Origin of the sequence: Pseudomonas sp. R4-35-07, assembly GCF_003852235.1 — a bacterium.
GTDB lineage: Bacteria > Pseudomonadota > Gammaproteobacteria > Pseudomonadales > Pseudomonadaceae > Aquipseudomonas.
The window spans coordinates 5,592,030-5,609,091 of sequence record NZ_CP027732.1 but is presented as its reverse complement, the minus strand read 5'-3'; the positions used below and the strand labels follow the sequence as shown (position 1 = coordinate 5,609,091).

The window sequence follows — 17,062 nt, the reverse complement described above, 5'->3', positions numbered from 1 at the left end:
TGCACCGCCCGCCCGTAAACGCGGGCTCAGGAGTCTGTCGTGAGCTTTACCCCCGCCAACCGGCTATTCCCCGCCACACGTCTGCGTCGCAACCGCCGTGATGATTTTTCTCGCCGTCTGGTACGTGAAAATGTACTGACGACGAATGATCTGATCCTGCCGGTATTCGTGCTGGACGGTGAAAATCGCCGGGAAGCGGTGGCCTCGATGCCGGGGGTGGAGCGCTTGAGCATTGACCTGCTGCTCGAAGAAGCCGCCCATTGGGTGGAACTGGGAATCCCGGCGCTGCCCAATTGCTTAGAGAGCAACCATAGCCCTCACAGGAACACTCGATGAATACCGAAGGACTTACAGAAGTTGCCGTAAAAGACGCTCATCCGGTGGTTGAACAAGTCACCGAGACCCCGCCGGAGCTTGAGCCTGCCCCGCCTGTGGTGGCCGCCGAAGCGCCGGCGCCGGCGCCAGTGGCCGTGGTTACCAACCTGGATGACAGCAGCCTGTACATCCACCGCGAGCTGTCCCAACTGCAATTCAACATTCGCGTGCTGGAACAGGCGCTGGATGAGTCCTATCCGTTGCTGGAGCGGCTCAAGTTCCTGTTGATCTTCTCGAGCAACCTGGACGAGTTCTTCGAGATCCGCGTCGCCGGTCTCAAGAAGCAGATCACCTTCGCCCGTGAGCAAGCCGGTGCCGACGGCCTGCAACCGCACCAGGCCCTGGCGCGCATCAGCGAGCTGGTGCACGGCCATGTGGACCGCCAATACGCGATCCTCAACGATATCCTGCTGCCGGAACTGGAAAAACATCAGGTCCGCTTCATCCGTCGCCGTCACTGGACCGCCAAGATCAAGACCTGGGTGCGCCGTTACTTCCGTGACGAGATTTCACCGATCATCACCCCGATCGGCCTCGACCCGACGCACCCGTTCCCGTTGCTGGTGAACAAAAGCCTGAACTTCATCGTCGAGCTCGAAGGCATCGACGCCTTCGGCCGCGACTCGGGCCTTGCGATCATCCCGGCGCCGCGCCTGTTGCCACGAATCATCAAGGTACCCGAAGAAGTAGGGGGCGCTGGCGATAATTATGTATTCCTGTCGTCGATGATCCATGCGCACGCCGATGACCTGTTCCAGGGCATGAAGGTCAAGGGCTGCTACCAGTTCCGCCTGACCCGCAACGCCGACCTGGCGCTGGACTCCGAAGACGTCGAAGACTTGGCCCGTGCCCTGCGCGGAGAGCTGTTTTCGCGGCGCTACGGCGATGCGGTGCGCCTGGAAGTGGCGGATACCTGCCCGAAACACTTGTCGGACTACCTGCTCAAGCAGTTCAACCTGGCCGAATCCGAGCTGTACCAGGTCAATGGCCCGGTGAACCTGACGCGCCTGTTCAGCATCACCGGCCTGGACAGCCACCCGGAGCTGCAATACAAGCCGTTTACACCGCAAATCCCGAAACTGCTGCAAAACAGCGAGAACATCTTCAGCGTGGTGAGCAAGCAGGACATTCTGCTGTTGCACCCCTTCGAGTCGTTCACCCCAGTGGTCGACCTGTTGCGCCAGGCCGCCAAGGACCCGCACGTCCTGGCTGTGCGCCAGACGCTGTATCGCTCCGGCGCCAACTCGGAAATCGTCGATGCCCTGGTCGACGCTGCGCGTAACGGCAAGGAAGTCACGGTGGTGATCGAGCTGCGAGCGCGCTTCGATGAGGAGTCCAACCTGCAACTGGCCAGCCGCCTGCAAGCAGCCGGTGCGGTAGTGATCTATGGCGTGGTCGGCTTCAAGACCCACGCCAAGATGATGTTGATCCTGCGCCGCGAAGCCGGTGAAATCGTGCGTTACGCCCATTTGGGCACCGGCAACTACCACGCCGGCAACGCGAAGCTCTATACCGACTACAGCCTGCTGACGTCCGACGACGCCCTGTGCGAAGACGTCGGCAAGTTGTTCAGCCAGCTCATCGGTATGGGCAAGACCTTGCGCATGAAGAAGTTGCTGCACGCGCCGTTCACCCTGAAGAAGGGCATGCTCGACATGATTGCCCGCGAGACCCAGTTCGCCCTCGAGGGCAAGCCGGCGCACATCATCGCCAAATTCAACTCGCTGACCGATCCGAAGATCATCCGTGCGCTGTACAAGGCCAGCCAGTCGGGCGTGCGCATCGACCTGGTGGTCCGTGGCATGTGCTGCCTGCGCCCGGGCATTGTCGGCGTCTCGCATAACATCCATGTGCGCTCGATCATCGGCCGCTTCCTGGAGCACACGCGGGTGTTCTATTTCCTGAACGGTGGCGAAGAGCAGATGTTCCTCTCCAGCGCCGACTGGATGGAGCGCAACCTCGACAAACGCGTGGAGACCTGCTTCCCGGTGGAGGGCAAGAAGCTGGTCATGCGGGTCAAGAAGGAGCTGGAAAGCTACCTGACCGACAACACCCACAGCTGGAGCCTGCAGTCGGATGGGCGGTATGTGCGCAACACACCGACCGGCAACCAGAACCCGCGCAGTGCACAGGCCACGTTGCTGGAGAAGCTGGGCAGCCCGATCCTGACGGTGAACTGAAACCCAACGCAGTCAAAAATGTGGGAGGGGGCTTGCTCCCGATAGCGGTGGGTCAGTCGATGAATCTGTTGACTGATACTCTGCTATCGGGAGCAAGCCCCCTCCCACATTTTGTTTTGCTGTGCTGTTTAGATCGGGTTAATGCAGGTTCAGGCTGAACCCCACCCGCGTGAGCCACTCCGCTTCCTGGGCGAAGTCCGCCTGGGTCAGCTGGTTTTCATCCAGCCAGCCTTTGGGGAACATCACTTCCAGGCTGTCGCCGTCGGCGCGCAGCTTCACCTGGGGCATTTCCTGGGTGCCACGGATGTGGTGGAACAGGATGGCAAAGCGCAACAGCGCGCACAGGCGAATCAGCTTGATGCCGTCTTTGCCGAACTCGGCAAATTTGTCCCTGGGAATATTGCGGCGGTGGCCGCGCACCAACAGCGCGAGCATCTGTTGGTCTTCCCGTGAGAACCCGGCCAGGTCCGAGTGTTCGATCAGGTAGGCGCCGTGCTTGTGGTAATGGTAATGGGCGATGTCCAGGCCCACCTCGTGCACCTTGGCGGCCCAGCCCAGCAGTTCACGCCATACGCCGTTTTGCAGGTCCCAGTCGTCGGCCACCTGGTCGAAGGCATGCAGGGCTTTGCGCTCTACGCGCGCCGCTTGCTCCACGTCTACGTGGTAACGCTCCATCAACGAGCTGAGGGTGCGCTCACGCACATCTTCATGGTGATGGCGACCGAGCAGGTCATAGAGCACACCTTCGCGCAGGGCGCCGTCACAGTGGTCCATGCGTTGCAGTTCGAGGGCGTCGAAAATGGCTTCAAGAATCGCCAGGCCGGCGGGGAAGATGGCGCGGCGGTCAGGCTTGATGCCGTCGAAGTCGATCTTCTCGGCATCCCCCAGCTTGAACAGCTTGCGCTTGAGCCACGCCAGGCCTTCGGCATTCACCTCGCCGGTGCCATGGCCGCCGGCCTTGAGCGCCAGGCCGATGGCACGGATGGTGCCGGAAGAGCCGATGGCTTCATCCCAGCTCAGGCGGTGCAGGGCGTGTTCGATGCTCATGATCTCCAGCCGCGCCGCCGTGTAGGCCTGGGCATAGCGCGCCGGGGTGATCTTGCCGTCCTTGAAATAACGCTGCGTGTAGCTGACGCAGCCCATCTGCAGGCTTTCGCGCAGCAGGGGTTCGAAACGCTGGCCGATGATGAATTCGGTGCTGCCACCGCCAATGTCCGCCACCAGGCGTTTGCCCGGGGTGTCAGCCAGCGTATGGGAGACCCCGAGGTAAATCAGGCGTGCTTCCTCGCGACCGGAAATAACCTCTACCGGATGCCCGAGGATTTCCTCGGCGCGATGGATGAATTCGTTGCGGTTACGGGCTTCACGCAAGGCGTTGGTGCCCACTATTCGTACAGCGCCAGGCGGCATGCCGTTGATCAGTTGCGCAAAGCGCTTGAGGCAGTCGAGGCCGCGCTGCATGGACTCTTCATTGAGCTGGCGCTCGTCGTTGATCCCGGCAGCCAGTTGCACTTTCTCGCCGAGCCGCTCAAGGATGCGGATTTCACCGTTCTGGGCCTTGGCCACGACCATGTGAAAGCTGTTGGAGCCCAGGTCGATGGCAGCGATCAGGGACAGATTCTTGGCTTGGGATTGCGGCATGGTTTGGGGTCTCGGTCGATAACCTTGCCATCGTGCCACGATCGACCGCTGGAGCCAACGCGTTGTGCTTCGGTAATTTTTCTGCGGCTGTCTGTGGGGGTAATTTGTGAGATATGTAGGATGGCATCGAATGACAAGCGGGGAGTAGTGAATTAATTTTGTAGGAGTTTTAACTTTGCCTCGTAGTAAAGCCGCGTTTTGATTTTCCCTACAGGGCGCGTTTGATTATGTCATCGGGTATTTTGTTTTAGCCTACTTTTAAATTGGGTTTAAATGACCAGCAGGTTTTACAGTTCTCACATTAACCCAGGCGTTATCTGATTCTTTAATGAAGCACCAAGGCGACACACTGTCACCCGGCAATTTTGCCTTGGTGTTATTTATGTGTCGTTGTAGACATCCAGGAAGATAAACCGTTTGGCGATGGAGCCGCCAAGACGAACGTAGAGAGCACCTGATAACTTTCAAGTGACAGGTCGAATATGAAAAAAATTGTTGGATTGACCCTGGGTCTCGTTTGCCTGGCGGCAAACATTGGCGCACATGCTGCCACCAGCGCAGAACTGATCGTCAGGGGGGTCATCAAGCCCGCCGCCTGTAACCTCAGTATGAGCGGCGGTGGCATTATCAACTACGGCGATATTCCTTCGGGCCAACTGTCCCAGACGGCGTTTAACGCGCTCACCGAAAAAACCACGCCTATCACCGTCAGCTGTGGCAATACGCCTGCCCAGTTCGGGCTCAAATTTGTCGACCTGCAGGCCGGGAGCAAGGTAACGGGCATCCTCACTGCGCTCGGGGGTGGTTACACCGAGGCGAACAACTTCGGGTTGGGGACTGTGGCCGGCCGGAGAACGGGTGGCTTTGCCGTTACCCTCAGGGACCTGCGCTCGCCGACCGCAACACTGTTTCCGATCATGCGGATCAGCGCCGGCGCCTGGCAGAACAGTGATGGCAAAGTCGCACAATCGCCTAGCCAATATTCCTGGCGCAGCAGCACGGCCGCCACACCCGCCTCTATCAACCAGTTGACCGGGACGATTGCTGTGCGCGCGGTGATCAATAAAGGCCAGGACCTGGACCTGAGTCGTGACGTTACCCTTGATGGGCGCGCAACACTTGAATTGAGTTACATCTAAGCGACATAACAACAGTCGATCAAGAAACATGTGTTTCTGGTCGGCTGTTTTATAAGCGCGCCCGACGCTCAATAGTCAACTTCAAGGTTGTGGGGAACACAGAGTGCTTAGTCGTCCCGTAAGAAAGAGTACGCGTTTGTTATATGCACTGTTGCTCTTGTGCTTTGTCGGTGTTGCGGTGGCTGATGGTATGTTGCCGGAAACCACGGTCATTGTATTGAACGAAGAGCAGGGTGAAGCGACGATAAACATCAAGAATACCGACGCGGCTCCAGCGCTGCTGCATTCGGTAATAGAAAACATACCGGAAGATGCGGAACCGCTCTTGATCGTGACGCCGCCTATTGCGCGGGTGGAAGGGGGCGAAACGCAACTGGTGCGTTTCATCAGCACATTGAAGGCCCCGTTGAAGACTCAGCGGCTCAAACGCGTGTCTTTCGAGGGCATTCCCCAGGCGCGTGCTGCGGGCGGTGCGACCATTGGTATCACCTTGCGGCAGAATTTACCGCTGATCCTGCATCCCCAAGGCCTGCCAGTTCATCACACGCCCTGGGAGCTGCTGAAGTGGCGACGTACAGGGCAACGTTTGACGGTCCACAACGATAGCGCTTATGTGGTGCGCATGGCTCCGCAGGTTCGGTTATTGCCACAGGGAGCCCTGGCTACGCTGCCGCGCACCTACATTTTGCCGGGCGAAGCGCTGGCGGTGAAGGTTGAAGGACCCTTGGAGGAACTGACTGATATAGAGATTCAGCCGGCCACGATCTACGGCTTTTCGGTAGAAAACTACCGGGCCCCGATCAATACCGACGGGGGTTGATCGACCCATGACAAACCTGTCGAGTCACCGAACCGGAGCTTTTTTATGGACCCGCCGACCCACGTTGCTCATGGGGATGGCAACACTGTGGAGCTTGCCTGGCGTTGCCCCTGCCTTGGAACTGGGCGAGGGCTTTGACCTGGCGGCACTGACCACGCACGGCATTGACCCGAAAGTCTCGGACTACTTCCGCACGGCCGCGCGCTTTCGCGAGGGCACCCAGGTGGTGGGGTTGAAAGTCAACGGCAACCCGCTCGGGTTGGTGGACGCCCAGTTCGATGCCACTGGGCAATTGTGCTTTACCCCGGCATTACTGGACAAAGCCGGGTTGGTCAAACCCACTGCCATCGTCCGCAAAGGCGCCACTGCCGACCAGGCATGCCATGACTTTCTGGGGGAGTTTCCCACGACCATGGTGCGGCTGCGCCCTGGCAACGATGAAGTGGCGCTGGTGGTGCCCACCTCATCACTACGCGAACCGCAGTGGGAGGCCGGGGAGTTTGCCCGGGGCGGTGCGGCGGGCTTGTTCAACTATGATGTGCAGGGTTTCGACAGCCATTCGCGCAGTGGGACCAACCGGTTCGTGTCGGCTTACACCGAAGCGGGTTTCAACCTGGGAGATTGGATTCTTCGCAGTCGTCAAATCCATGTCTCCGATAACGGCGTGACGCACAACGAGCACCTGTATGCCTATGCGCAGCGGGATATCGCCGCGCTGCGCTCGACTTTCCAGGCGGGCCAGCTGTCCAGCAACAATCCGCTGTTTGGTGGCATCCAGCTGTCGGGTGTGCAGTTTTCCCCCGACGGCCAGTCGCGCGTGCCGGCGGGCAGCAATAACGCGGTGGTGGAAGGCCTGGGACACAGCCAGTCGCGGATTGAGGTGCGTCAGTCCGGTGTGTTGATCCACAGTACGCTGGTGCCCGAAGGGCCTTTCCGGCTGACCGGTTTGCCGCTGCTCAATGGCACAAGCGACCTTGAGGTCAGTGTGATCGATGTACGCGGGGGCCGACGTAGCTTCGTGGTGCCGGCGGCTTCGTTCGCCGGCGCCGCGCCGGCGGCACCCGGTTATTACTTGTCCCTCGGCAAACTACGTGAAGAGACGCAGGGTGAGGGGCCGTCGCCCGTCGTCGCCATGGGCAGCGGGACGTGGGGCCTGGGGCGCGACTCAACGGGTGGTTTCGGCTTGTTGAGTACCGACGAGTACTGGTCGGCAGGTGGCACGCTGAGCAGCGTGTTTTTCCAGCGAGTGTCGGTGGGCGCACGTCATAACCTGTCCCGCGACAGCCGTCATGCCGTGTCCGGCTCACGCAGTAGCGTGTCCGTGAACAGCCCGGTATCCGCCGACGTCGAGCTCAACCTCAGCGCAACCAGCCAGACCCGCGGCTATCGCGAGGTGATCGAGGCCGGCCGCCCGACCACGGCCGACGTGCTGGCGTCACGCTTCAAGAATCAATACACGGCGGGCGTGACATGGGTCGACCCCACCCTGGGTGCCTTCTCCCTGGGCTATACCCGTAGCGCTCAATTTGACGGGCAATCGAGCGAACACGTGTTCGCCTCATGGAACAAGTCGTTTCGCTATGCCGATGTTGCGTTGATTGCCGACTCGCAGGTAGGCAGCACTCAGGCACGCCGCGACGCCACTCGGGATCGAAACCGGCGCGACACCGTGCTCGATGATGATTTGTCCTTGCGGTTGCAGGTCAGCGTGCCCCTGGGCGGTGATCGTCGTGTGAACAGCTATATCAGCCGCCGTGGGGGGCAGTCCCGTACCGGCACGGCGCTCACTGAACGGGTCAATGAGTATGTGAACTATGAAGTGGGCGTCGAGCGCGACCTCAGTGCGCAGGAGCAATCGATGCGCGGCCAGATAGACCTCACGCCGCGTTACACCCGAGTCGGTCTGGGTGTCAGTCGCGACCCGTTAGGCACCAGTTACACCGGGCAGCTGCAAGGTGGCGTGGTCGCTCATGAAGGTGGGATTACCTTCTCGCCCTACACGGTGCAGGACACGTTTGGTATTGCGTCGGTGGGCGACATTGGCTCTGCAAAAATCGACACCCCGCAAGGCCCGGTGTGGACTGACTTTACCGGCCAGGCGGTGCTTCCAGGCTTGCCTGCCTACACCAACAGCCATATCGAGGTGCAAACCCAGTCCTTGCCAAAGCGCGTTGACCTGAAGAACGGCACCCGTGTGCTCGCCGCAGGCCGCGGTTCCGTCAACACCGTGGCATTCGACGTGGTGAGCGTGCGCCGCATGCTGGTCAATGCCAGTGATGACCAAGGCCGGCCACTGCCTCAAGGGGCCGCGGTGTTCGGCAAGGGCGATCGTTTTCTGACCAGCGTAGTGGGCGAGGGCATGATCTTCCTGAACGACGTGAACGAGGTGCAAGACCTGAGGGTTTCATTGCCGGACTCTGCCAGTTGCCTGCTGAACATTCCATCCGGGGGCCAGCCTGATCATGACAAGTTCTTTGATACAACAGCGGCGGTGTGCCATGGGCGGTAAGTTTAAAAGCCTCGGCTGTGCACTGTTTTGCACGGTGTTGCTGGTTCAGGGGGCGCGGGCCGAAAACTGCCGGTTGTCCGTGAGCCAACCGCGTATCGACTACGGTGTCATTCGCAGGGAGGCGCTGGTGGAAAGCCCTACGGTGACGCTCGCCACGCGCACGCTGCAGCTCAACGTGTTGTGCGTCGAGCCGTCGGTGATGGCGTTGCGTTTTATCGGTGCCGCCGATGGGCAAGCATTTCGTTTTGGCCGACAGGGGCGGTTGCGGCTTAGCCTCAAGCATGCACAGGTGGATGGGCGTGCCGTCGACTGGGACCCGCCCGGCGGTGGTGCGGCTGGGCAGTTATTACCGGGCCAGGTCCTGACGGCACGCGTCGCAGGGAGGCCGGTAACAGGTCAGCGCTTGACCGCCCAGGTCGACATCGACACCGACCTGCCCGCCGAGGCGCTGCAAGTGCGAAGCCAGACGTCGCTGGAGGGGCAGGGTCGTTTTGAACTGGTCAGCCCGGCTGTTCCACTGAACCGATGAAGTTGGCGAGCTCCGGCGTTTGCGGGTTGGCAAACAGGACCTTGGGGTCGCCCACTTCATGCACCTTGCCTTGGTGCATGAACACCAGTTTGTCACCGACTTCCCGGGCGAAGCGCATTTCGTGGGTCACCATGATCAGCGTCATGCCATCTTTAGCCAGTTGGCGCACCACGCTGAGCACCTCATTGACCAATTCCGGGTCCAGGGCCGAGGTGATTTCGTCGCACAGCAGCACCTTGGGTGACATGGCCAGGGCGCGGGCTATGGCGACGCGCTGTTGCTGCCCACCGGACAGCCTGTCCGGAAAAGCGTCGAACTTTTCCCCCAGGCCGACCCGCTCCAGCATCTGCCTGGCCAACTGCGCGGCCTTGGCCTTGGACACCTTCTGCACCACTTGCGGGGCGAGCATGACGTTCTCGCCGACGGTCAGGTGCGGGAACAGGTTGAACTGCTGGAACACCATCCCGACCTTCTGCCGCAGGCTGCGCAGGTCGACGCGGGCGGCATCGAGGTATTCGCCATCGACTTCGATCACGCCGTCGTTGATCGACTCCAGGCCATTGAGGGTACGCAGCAAGGTGGATTTACCCGAGCCACTGCGGCCGATGATCGCCACCACCTGGCCTTCTTCAACAGTGAGGTCGATGCCCTTGAGTACATGGTGATCGCCGTAATACTTATGCAGGGCAGAAATTCTAAGCAGAGGCATGCAGTCTCCTTTCCAGGTAGCGCGCACTGAGGGACAAGGGGTAGCAGAGCAGGAAGTAACCGAGGGCCACCAGGCCGTAGACCATGAAGGGTTCGAAGGTGGCATTGGCGAGCATGCCGCCGGTCTTGGTCAGTTCGGTAAAGCCGATGATCGAAGTCACAGCGGTGCCTTTGACCACCTGCACCGAAAACCCCACTGTCGGCGCCACGGCAATGCGCAGGGCCTGTGGCAGGATCACGTAGCGCAGTTGTTCAAGGGGGTTGAGCGCCAGGCTGGCCGATGCCTCCCATTGCCCGTGGGCAATGGAGTCAACGCAGCCGCGCCAGATTTCGGCAAGGTAGGCGCTGGTAAACAGGGTCAGGGCGATGGCCGCCGCCAGCCAGGGCGAAATATCCACCCCGAGCAATGCCACACCGAAAAACACCAGGAACAGTTGCATCAGCAGCGGCGTGCCCTGGAACAGTTCGATATAGGTGCGGGCGACGTTGCGCGGGAATGCCTTGTGACTGATGCGCATCGCCATCACCAGCAGGCCGATCAAACCGCCGCCTATGAACGCCACCAGCGACAGCAACAGCGTCCATTGCAGGCCGGTGAGCAGGTTGCGCACGATGTCCCAGAAGGAAAAATCACTCATCGGCTGTTCCTCATCACATAGCGGCGGCCGATCCAGTTGAGCAACTGGCGAATCATCAACGCCATGCACAGGTACACCAGGGTGGTAAGGGCATAGGTTTCAAAAGCGCGGAAATTGCGCGACTGGATGAAGTTGGCGGCAAAGCTCAGCTCTTCGGTAGCGATCTGCGAACAGACTGCCGAGCCCAGCATCACGATGATGATCTGGCTGCTCAGGGCCGGCCACACCTTGCCCAGTGCCGGCAGCAGCACCACATGGCGAAACGCTTCGAAACGCGTCATGGCCAATGCCGCCGCAGCCTCCAGTTGCCCGCGCGGTATGGCTTGGATGCCGGCACGGATGATCTCCGTGGAGTAGGCCCCCAGGTTGATCACCATCGCCAGTACGGCAGCTTGCCACTCGGTGATTTTCAAGCCCAGGGACGGCAGGCCGAAGAAGATGAAAAACAGCTGCACCAGAAAGGGCGTGTTGCGGATCAACTCGACATACACGCCAAAGCACCAGGCGAACGGCTGAATCTTCCATGCCCGCACGACCGCACCGACGGTGCCCAGGGCCACTCCCAGCAGTGCGCCGATAGCCGTCAGCTCAAGGGTAAACAGGGCGCCGCGTAACAACAGGTCGGTGTTGGCCAGCACCGGTACAAAGTCGAATTGATACGCCATCAGTCAGCTCCGTCGCGTCACAAATCAGCCGGCAGCGGCTCTTTGAGCCACTGCATAGCGTTCTTTTCCAAGCTGCCATCAGCCTTCGCCGCGACCAGTATCTGGTTGACCTTCTCCAGCAACGCCGGCTCGTTCTTGTTCACACCCACGTACACCGGGGAGTCCTTGAGCTTCACCTTCAGCGCCGGTACGCGTTTCGGGTTGCGCTCGCTGATCGCCACCATCACCACGTTGCCGCTGGCGATCAGGTCGACCTGGCCGGCCAGGTAGGCGGCGATGGTCGAATTGTTGTCTTCAAAGCGCTTGATGGTCGCCTCTTTGGGCGCGACAGCCGTCAGCTCGATGTCCTCGATGGCGCCACGGGTCACGCTGATGGTCTTGCCCTTGAGGTCGTCGGTGGTGCTGATCGCCGCGTCAGGCGGGCCGAACACGGCGAGGTAGAAAGGCGCGTAGGCCTTGGAGAAATCGATGACTTTTTCGCGTTCGGGGTTCTTGCCCAGGCTGGAGATCACCAGGTCGACCTTGCCGGTGGTGAGGAAGGGGATGCGGTTGGTGCTATTGACCGGAGTCAGCTCCAGCTTGACCTTGAGCTGGTCGGCCAGCAGCTTGGCGGTGTCGATGTCCAGGCCGCGGGGTTTCATGTCGGGGCCCACCGAGCCGAACGGCGGGAAGTCCTGCGGCACGGCGACCTTGAGGGTGCCTCGGGCAACAATGTCGTCCAAACCGTTGGCCTGGGCGGGTGCCTGGCTCAGCATCAGGCTGGCAAACAGGGCAGTGAGCAGGGCGCTGTAGCGCTTGGTCATGGCAACTCTCCGAGAAGGGCGAAGGAATTTTCTGAGTTTGCCCAGTGCACAGCCCATGCCAGCGCTCATGGAATTGTCTGTAAGGCACGGATCCGTTGAGGTGGGATGGTCTTACTGGTCTGAACAGTCATTAAACTTTTCGCACCCTTTTCGAGCGCCGTAAAAACCCCGCGAGCCCCTTTGGGGCGTGGCTTGCCGGCAGGCGTGAATAGCTTTACAACTAGTCGCTCAGTTGACTGGAACCTTGAGTTTTTATGAATTCCATCGCCCAAGCCGTACCGGAAGCGGCCCTGCAGGCCATCCGCAAACTGATCAAGGAGCAGGGTTTCGGGCCGGGCGATGCATTGCCCTCGCAACGCGATCTGGCGGTGCGGTTGGGCGTGAGCCGGGCATCGTTGCGTGAGGCGTTATCGTCCTTGAGCGCCTTGGGTGTGGTGAGTGTGCAGCCGGGCAAGGGCGTGTTTGTGCAGGCGCCGGACCCACCGTCCGAACTCGCCTGGCCGTTTGCGGCGCAGGCCACGCCGCTGGAGATCTTCCAACTGCGTTACGCCCTGGAAGGGTTCGCGGCAGGGTTGGCGGCGGTCACATTGACCACCGACGAGCTCGACAGCCTGGAAGACAATGTCGAGGCGATGCGCAAGGTGCTCAAAGCGGGTGACTTTGAAGCTGCCGCCCGGCTGGACTTCAAGTTTCACCAGCGCATCCTGCTGGCCAGCGGCAACCAGGCGATGGTGAGCATTCTGAGCGCCAGCGCCGATGTATTCCTGGAAAGCCAGAAACTACCGTTCATCCGGCCAGAGCGCGCCATGGAAACCTGGCAGGAGCATCGCAGGATTTTGCGTGCCCTGGCCCGGCGCACCAGTGCGGCGGCGCAGAAAACCATGCAGGAACATGTACGTAATGCCGCATTGCGCACGGGTATTGCCTTCGTCACACCTGTCGCGCCGTGAACCGGCGATATGCAAAGTCATGCGTCGCCATAGCAAGACTCAATCAGAGGCGGCTTCCTGAACGGGGGAAGGGCGGCTATGATGGGCAACGTTTTTTTTGCTTACATTCCGGAGACATCCATGAGCAACGATCTTATCAAGCACGTCACCGACGCGACCTTTGAGGCCGAAGTACTCAAGGCTGCCGGCCCGGTGCTGGTTGACTACTGGGCCGAATGGTGCGGCCCTTGCAAAATGATCGCTCCGGTCCTGGACGACATTGCAACCACTTACGAAGGCAAGTTGACCATTGCCAAACTGAACATCGACGAGAACCAGGAAACCCCGGCCAAGCACGGCGTGCGTGGTATTCCGACGTTGATGCTGTTCAAGAACGGCAACGTCGAAGCCACTAAAGTAGGTGCGCTGTCGAAGTCCCAGCTGCAAGCTTTCCTCGACGCCAACATCTAAGCGTCGCCAAAAAAGCCCCGAAAATCTCGGGGCTTTTTCGTAAAACAGGGCTAGACGCTCCGAAATTCAGGTGGTACATTCGGCCCCGCACTGGTTTCTCCACTGCCCCCTGCAAGCCGTCGCCGACGCATTCCTTTTCGATTAGTACGCGATCCTGTCGCCTTCTCTGCGGCGCGGCCTCATTAAGCCAAAAGCTTAATTTCCCCCCTCCATAAATGATTACGTCATTCCTATATGAATCTGACTGAACTCAAGCAAAAGCCGATTACCGACCTGCTCCAACTGGCCGAAGAAATGGGCATAGAAAATATGGCCCGTTCGCGCAAGCAGGACGTGATTTTCTCCCTGCTCAAGAAGCACGCGAAAAGCGGCGAGGAAATCTCCGGTGATGGCGTGCTGGAGATTCTCCAGGACGGCTTCGGCTTCCTCCGCTCCGCAGACGCTTCCTATCTTGCCGGCCCAGACGATATCTACGTCTCGCCGAGCCAGATCCGTCGCTTCAACTTGCGCACCGGCGACACCATCGTGGGCAAGATCCGCCCTCCGAAGGAAGGCGAGCGTTACTTCGCTCTGCTCAAGGTCGACACGATCAACTTCGATCGTCCAGAGAACGCGAAAAACAAGATTCTCTTCGAGAACCTGACCCCGCTGTTCCCGACCGTGCGCATGAAGATGGAAGCCGGCAACGGTTCCACCGAAGACTTGACCGGTCGTGTGATCGACCTGTGCGCCCCCATCGGCAAGGGCCAGCGTGGCCTGATCGTTGCGCCGCCGAAAGCCGGTAAGACGATCATGCTGCAAAACATTGCAGCGAACATTGCGCGTAACAATCCTGAAGTTCACCTGATCGTGCTGTTGATCGATGAGCGTCCGGAAGAAGTGACCGAAATGCAGCGCACCGTGCGTGGCGAAGTGGTTGCCTCGACGTTCGATGAACCGCCAACCCGCCACGTGCAGGTTGCCGAAATGGTGATCGAGAAGGCCAAGCGCCTGGTCGAGCACAAGAAAGACGTGGTGATCCTGCTCGACTCCATTACCCGTCTGGCCCGTGCCTACAACACCGTGATCCCGAGCTCCGGCAAGGTGTTGACCGGTGGTGTCGATGCCCACGCCCTGGAGAAGCCAAAGCGTTTCTTCGGCGCCGCGCGGAACATCGAAGAAGGCGGCTCGCTGACCATTATCGCCACCGCGCTGGTTGAAACCGGCTCGAAGATGGACGAAGTGATCTACGAAGAGTTCAAGGGTACCGGCAACATGGAACTGCCCCTGGACCGTCGTATTGCTGAAAAGCGTGTGTTCCCGGCCATCAATATCAACCGCTCCGGCACGCGCCGCGAAGAGTTGCTGACCGCCGACGACGAACTGCAGCGCATGTGGATCCTGCGCAAGCTGCTGCACCCGATGGACGAAGTGGCCGCCATCGAGTTCCTGATCGACAAGCTGAAAACCACCAAGACCAACGACGAGTTCTTCCTGTCGATGAAGCGCAAGTAACACCGCGTTTCAGGTCCGAAAAATGGCGCCCCAAGGGGGCGCCATTTTTTTTGCGTCGAGATTCATCGGGTTTTATGGCATAAGTGTCCGTTAAGTAACAAAAATTGTACGCGCGACTACGCTCACTCCTTTCGTCACAGACTGACCACAATTCTTATGACCACTCTTGCTTACCGCAGAGACATCGATGGCCTGCGTGCCATCGCTGTCCTCGCCGTCGTGTTGTTTCACTTCGGCGTTCCTGGCCTTATCGGCGGTTTCGTTGGCGTTGACGTCTTCTTCGTTATTTCCGGTTTTCTGATCACGTCCATTATCTGGCGCGAGCGCCAGGCCGGACGCTTCAGTTTCATTGATTTCTGGGCCCGCCGCGCACGGCGCATCCTGCCGGCGCTGTTTGTAATGATTGCAGCGACACTGGCGGTGGGCTGGTTCCTGTTGGCGCCCAAGGACTATGAGGAGTTGGGGCGGTCGGCGCACTATCAGGTGACCTTTACCTCAAATTTGCTGTTCGCGCGCCAGCATGGCTACTTTGATGCGTCCTCTGACATCAAGCCGCTGCTGCATACCTGGTCGCTGGCGGTAGAAGAGCAGTTCTATATTGTCTTCCCGCTGCTGCTCACGTTGCTTTCAAGCCGCCTGAAACACTGGCGCCTGGCGCTGTTCGCGGTGTTGCTGGGCTCCTTTGGCATGAGCGTCTGGGCGGTTGAGCATGAGCCGCAAAAAGCGTTTTTCCTGCTGCACCTGCGGGCCTGGGAGTTGCTGGCCGGCGCGATGCTGGCGGTGCTGCCCAAATATGAGTGGCGCGCCTCGCCCGCCCTGGCGCAAGGGGTCAGCCTGGCCTCCCTGGCACTGATTCTGATCGCCGTATTGGGTTACGACGCGAAAACCCCTTTCCCCGGCGCGACCGCGCTATTGCCGGTGCTGGGTGTGGTCGGGCTGATCTGGGCCAACGGGCAGCAACACACCTGGGTCGGACGCCTGTTGAGTACGCGGCTGATGGTCGGGATCGGGCTGATTTCCTATTCCTGGTACCTCTGGCATTGGCCGGTGTTCGTGTACGCCAACTATGCTGCGGTGGATGGCTTGAGCACCCTGGAATTGGCCGGGTTGATGCTGCTCTCGTTGGTGCTGGGCTACTTGTCCTGGCGCTTCGTGGAAACGCCGTTCCGGGAAAAGCGCTTGTTGGCCGCCCGCAAGGCAATTCTGGCGGCAGCCGTGGTCGGCATCCTGGGGCTGGGCTTTACGGGCCTTGCGATACGTGAATTCGACGGTGTGCCTTCACGGTTGTCCGAACAGGCGTTGCGTTTTGCTCAGGCGAAAAAATGGAGCCCGGACCTGCTGGCGTGCATGGCTGACAAAGACACACCCGACGAGCGGTTGTTCTGCCACTTTGGTCCGCCAACCCAGTCCGTCTCGGCGCTGGTATGGGGTGACAGCCATGCTACCGCGCTGATTCCGGCACTCAAAGAGGGCGCTGATCGCCACGATATCAGCTTGGTTGAAGCCAGCTTCGCGGGCTGTATTCCGTTGGATGGCCTGGAGAACATTGCCCGGTGCGCGCATTTCAACCGTCGCGTCGAGAAGGCGATGGCCGAGAAAAAATTCAGCGATGTGGTGCTGGCGGCGCGCTGGAGCCTGTATGTCTATGGGCAGATGTCGGGTGACAAAGAGCATGCGCTCAAGGACCCCAGCACCGGCGAGTATGTGCGTGCTATCGCCGAGCAGCGCTTTGCCCAGGGCCTGCGCGAGCGCATCCAGGCGCTGCGCGCTGCCGGGCATAAGGTCTGGCTGGTCAAGGAGGTGCCGCTGCAGGAAATCATCGTGCCTTACCGCCTCAGTCGCCTGGCGATGATGAACCGGCCGGTGGACGGTGAAGGGCTCGCCGTGGCCGAGCATGTGAAGCGCCAGGCCTTTATTTCCCAGCTGTTCGACGAGCTGGCGGCGGCCGACAGCGGTGTCAGGGTGCTGGACCCCGCGCCCTTGCTGTGCGGCACCGACGGCTTGTGCCGGGTGGAACTCAATGGCCGCGCGCTGTACACCGACGATAACCACCTTTCCGACGTAGGCGCGCGGCACATCGAGGCCTTCCTGGAGCCGTTGTTCAGATCGCTGCAATCACGGGGGTTGACGGCCAATTAAGCTGCCAGCCGCCTCTAGAGCA

14 protein-coding genes and 1 pseudogene are annotated in these 17,062 nt (G+C 60.2%); 10 read left to right on the top strand and 5 right to left on the bottom strand.

The annotated features are described in order from the left end of the window. Nucleotides 1-39: 39 nt before the first annotated feature. Nucleotides 40-288, top strand: a pseudogene (locus tag C4J89_RS25790) (porphobilinogen synthase); the annotation flags it as partial. Nucleotides 289-332: 44 nt separating this feature from the next. Then, on the top strand, nucleotides 333-2,555 hold the full coding sequence (gene ppk1 / locus C4J89_RS25785; RefSeq protein WP_124415884.1) for a polyphosphate kinase 1: 2,223 nt from the start codon (nucleotides 333-335) through the stop codon (nucleotides 2,553-2,555). A gap of 138 nt (nucleotides 2,556-2,693) precedes the next feature. On the opposite strand, the gene ppx is transcribed toward ppk1, so the two are convergent. Next, complete coding sequence (gene ppx / locus C4J89_RS25780) at nucleotides 2,694-4,196, bottom strand: exopolyphosphatase (protein ID WP_124364918.1); 1,503 nt, start codon at nucleotides 4,194-4,196, stop codon at nucleotides 2,694-2,696. 482 nt (nucleotides 4,197-4,678) lie between these two features. On the opposite strand from ppx, the gene C4J89_RS25775 reads away from it, so the two are divergent. The 4 genes from C4J89_RS25775 to C4J89_RS25760 all read left to right on the top strand — a co-directional run bounded on the left by C4J89_RS25775 (nucleotide 4,679) and on the right by C4J89_RS25760 (nucleotide 9,193). Further along, on the top strand, nucleotides 4,679-5,335 hold the full coding sequence (locus C4J89_RS25775) for a DUF1120 domain-containing protein (RefSeq protein WP_124415883.1): 657 nt from the start codon (nucleotides 4,679-4,681) through the stop codon (nucleotides 5,333-5,335). A gap of 190 nt (nucleotides 5,336-5,525) precedes the next feature. Beyond that, nucleotides 5,526-6,155: a fimbria/pilus chaperone family protein gene (locus C4J89_RS25770; protein ID WP_256681821.1), complete on the top strand. Its 630-nt coding sequence runs from the start codon at nucleotides 5,526-5,528 to the stop codon at nucleotides 6,153-6,155. Between the two features lie 7 nt (nucleotides 6,156-6,162). Then, complete coding sequence (locus C4J89_RS25765; RefSeq protein ID WP_124415882.1) at nucleotides 6,163-8,664, top strand: fimbria/pilus outer membrane usher protein; 2,502 nt, start codon at nucleotides 6,163-6,165, stop codon at nucleotides 8,662-8,664. Further along, complete coding sequence (locus tag C4J89_RS25760; protein WP_124364915.1) at nucleotides 8,654-9,193, top strand: hypothetical protein; 540 nt, start codon at nucleotides 8,654-8,656, stop codon at nucleotides 9,191-9,193. Before C4J89_RS25765 ends, C4J89_RS25760 begins: the two co-directional genes overlap by 11 nt. Here the strand turns inward: C4J89_RS25760 and C4J89_RS25755 are convergent. The 4 genes from C4J89_RS25755 to C4J89_RS25740 are packed head-to-tail and all read right to left on the bottom strand — an operon-like array spanning nucleotide 9,165 to nucleotide 12,007. Next, nucleotides 9,165-9,902: an amino acid ABC transporter ATP-binding protein gene (locus C4J89_RS25755; RefSeq protein WP_124415881.1), complete on the bottom strand. Its 738-nt coding sequence runs from the start codon at nucleotides 9,900-9,902 to the stop codon at nucleotides 9,165-9,167. The two genes, C4J89_RS25760 and C4J89_RS25755, sit on opposite strands and share 29 nt — an antisense overlap. Continuing rightward, nucleotides 9,889-10,539 (bottom strand): amino acid ABC transporter permease, encoded by a 651-nt coding sequence (locus C4J89_RS25750; RefSeq protein WP_124415880.1) that lies wholly within the window; start codon nucleotides 10,537-10,539, stop codon nucleotides 9,889-9,891. Before C4J89_RS25750 ends, C4J89_RS25755 begins: the two co-directional genes overlap by 14 nt. Beyond that, complete coding sequence (locus tag C4J89_RS25745) at nucleotides 10,536-11,204, bottom strand: amino acid ABC transporter permease (RefSeq protein ID WP_124364912.1); 669 nt, start codon at nucleotides 11,202-11,204, stop codon at nucleotides 10,536-10,538. The genes C4J89_RS25750 and C4J89_RS25745 overlap by 4 nt, the downstream gene beginning before the upstream one ends. Nucleotides 11,205-11,221: 17 nt before the next feature. Continuing rightward, complete coding sequence (locus C4J89_RS25740; protein WP_064454657.1) at nucleotides 11,222-12,007, bottom strand: transporter substrate-binding domain-containing protein; 786 nt, start codon at nucleotides 12,005-12,007, stop codon at nucleotides 11,222-11,224. Nucleotides 12,008-12,261: 254 nt separating this feature from the next. On the opposite strand from C4J89_RS25740, the gene C4J89_RS25735 reads away from it, so the two are divergent. The 4 genes from C4J89_RS25735 to C4J89_RS25720 all read left to right on the top strand — a co-directional run bounded on the left by C4J89_RS25735 (nucleotide 12,262) and on the right by C4J89_RS25720 (nucleotide 17,040). Then, complete coding sequence (locus C4J89_RS25735; RefSeq protein WP_124364910.1) at nucleotides 12,262-12,957, top strand: FadR/GntR family transcriptional regulator; 696 nt, start codon at nucleotides 12,262-12,264, stop codon at nucleotides 12,955-12,957. A 120-nt stretch (nucleotides 12,958-13,077) separates the two neighbouring features. Then, nucleotides 13,078-13,407: a thioredoxin TrxA gene (trxA, locus tag C4J89_RS25730; protein WP_124368772.1), complete on the top strand. Its 330-nt coding sequence runs from the start codon at nucleotides 13,078-13,080 to the stop codon at nucleotides 13,405-13,407. A gap of 234 nt (nucleotides 13,408-13,641) precedes the next feature. Next, nucleotides 13,642-14,901, top strand: a complete 1,260-nt coding sequence (rho, locus tag C4J89_RS25725; protein ID WP_003176825.1) for a transcription termination factor Rho — start codon at nucleotides 13,642-13,644, stop codon at nucleotides 14,899-14,901. A 156-nt stretch (nucleotides 14,902-15,057) separates the two neighbouring features. Next, nucleotides 15,058-17,040 (top strand): acyltransferase family protein, encoded by a 1,983-nt coding sequence (locus tag C4J89_RS25720; RefSeq protein ID WP_124415879.1) that lies wholly within the window; start codon nucleotides 15,058-15,060, stop codon nucleotides 17,038-17,040. Nucleotides 17,041-17,062: the final 22 nt, after the last annotated feature.

Bases quoted from the DNA above. Each gene is read 5' to 3' on its own strand.
- ppk1 (WP_124415884.1), top strand. From the start codon at position 333: ATGAATACCGAAGGACTTACAGAAGTTGCCGTAAAAGACGCTCATCCG.
- ppx (WP_124364918.1), bottom strand. From the start codon at position 4,196: ATGCCGCAATCCCAAGCCAAGAATCTGTCCCTGATCGCTGCCATCGAC.
- C4J89_RS25775 (WP_124415883.1), top strand. From the start codon at position 4,679: ATGAAAAAAATTGTTGGATTGACCCTGGGTCTCGTTTGCCTGGCGGCA.
- C4J89_RS25770 (WP_256681821.1), top strand. From the start codon at position 5,526: ATGTTGCCGGAAACCACGGTCATTGTATTGAACGAAGAGCAGGGTGAA.
- C4J89_RS25765 (WP_124415882.1), top strand. From the start codon at position 6,163: ATGACAAACCTGTCGAGTCACCGAACCGGAGCTTTTTTATGGACCCGC.
- C4J89_RS25760 (WP_124364915.1), top strand. From the start codon at position 8,654: ATGGGCGGTAAGTTTAAAAGCCTCGGCTGTGCACTGTTTTGCACGGTG.
- C4J89_RS25755 (WP_124415881.1), bottom strand. From the start codon at position 9,902: ATGCCTCTGCTTAGAATTTCTGCCCTGCATAAGTATTACGGCGATCAC.
- C4J89_RS25750 (WP_124415880.1), bottom strand. From the start codon at position 10,539: ATGAGTGATTTTTCCTTCTGGGACATCGTGCGCAACCTGCTCACCGGC.
- C4J89_RS25745 (WP_124364912.1), bottom strand. From the start codon at position 11,204: ATGGCGTATCAATTCGACTTTGTACCGGTGCTGGCCAACACCGACCTG.
- C4J89_RS25740 (WP_064454657.1), bottom strand. From the start codon at position 12,007: ATGACCAAGCGCTACAGCGCCCTGCTCACTGCCCTGTTTGCCAGCCTG.
- C4J89_RS25735 (WP_124364910.1), top strand. From the start codon at position 12,262: ATGAATTCCATCGCCCAAGCCGTACCGGAAGCGGCCCTGCAGGCCATC.
- trxA (WP_124368772.1), top strand. From the start codon at position 13,078: ATGAGCAACGATCTTATCAAGCACGTCACCGACGCGACCTTTGAGGCC.
- rho (WP_003176825.1), top strand. From the start codon at position 13,642: ATGAATCTGACTGAACTCAAGCAAAAGCCGATTACCGACCTGCTCCAA.
- C4J89_RS25720 (WP_124415879.1), top strand. From the start codon at position 15,058: ATGACCACTCTTGCTTACCGCAGAGACATCGATGGCCTGCGTGCCATC.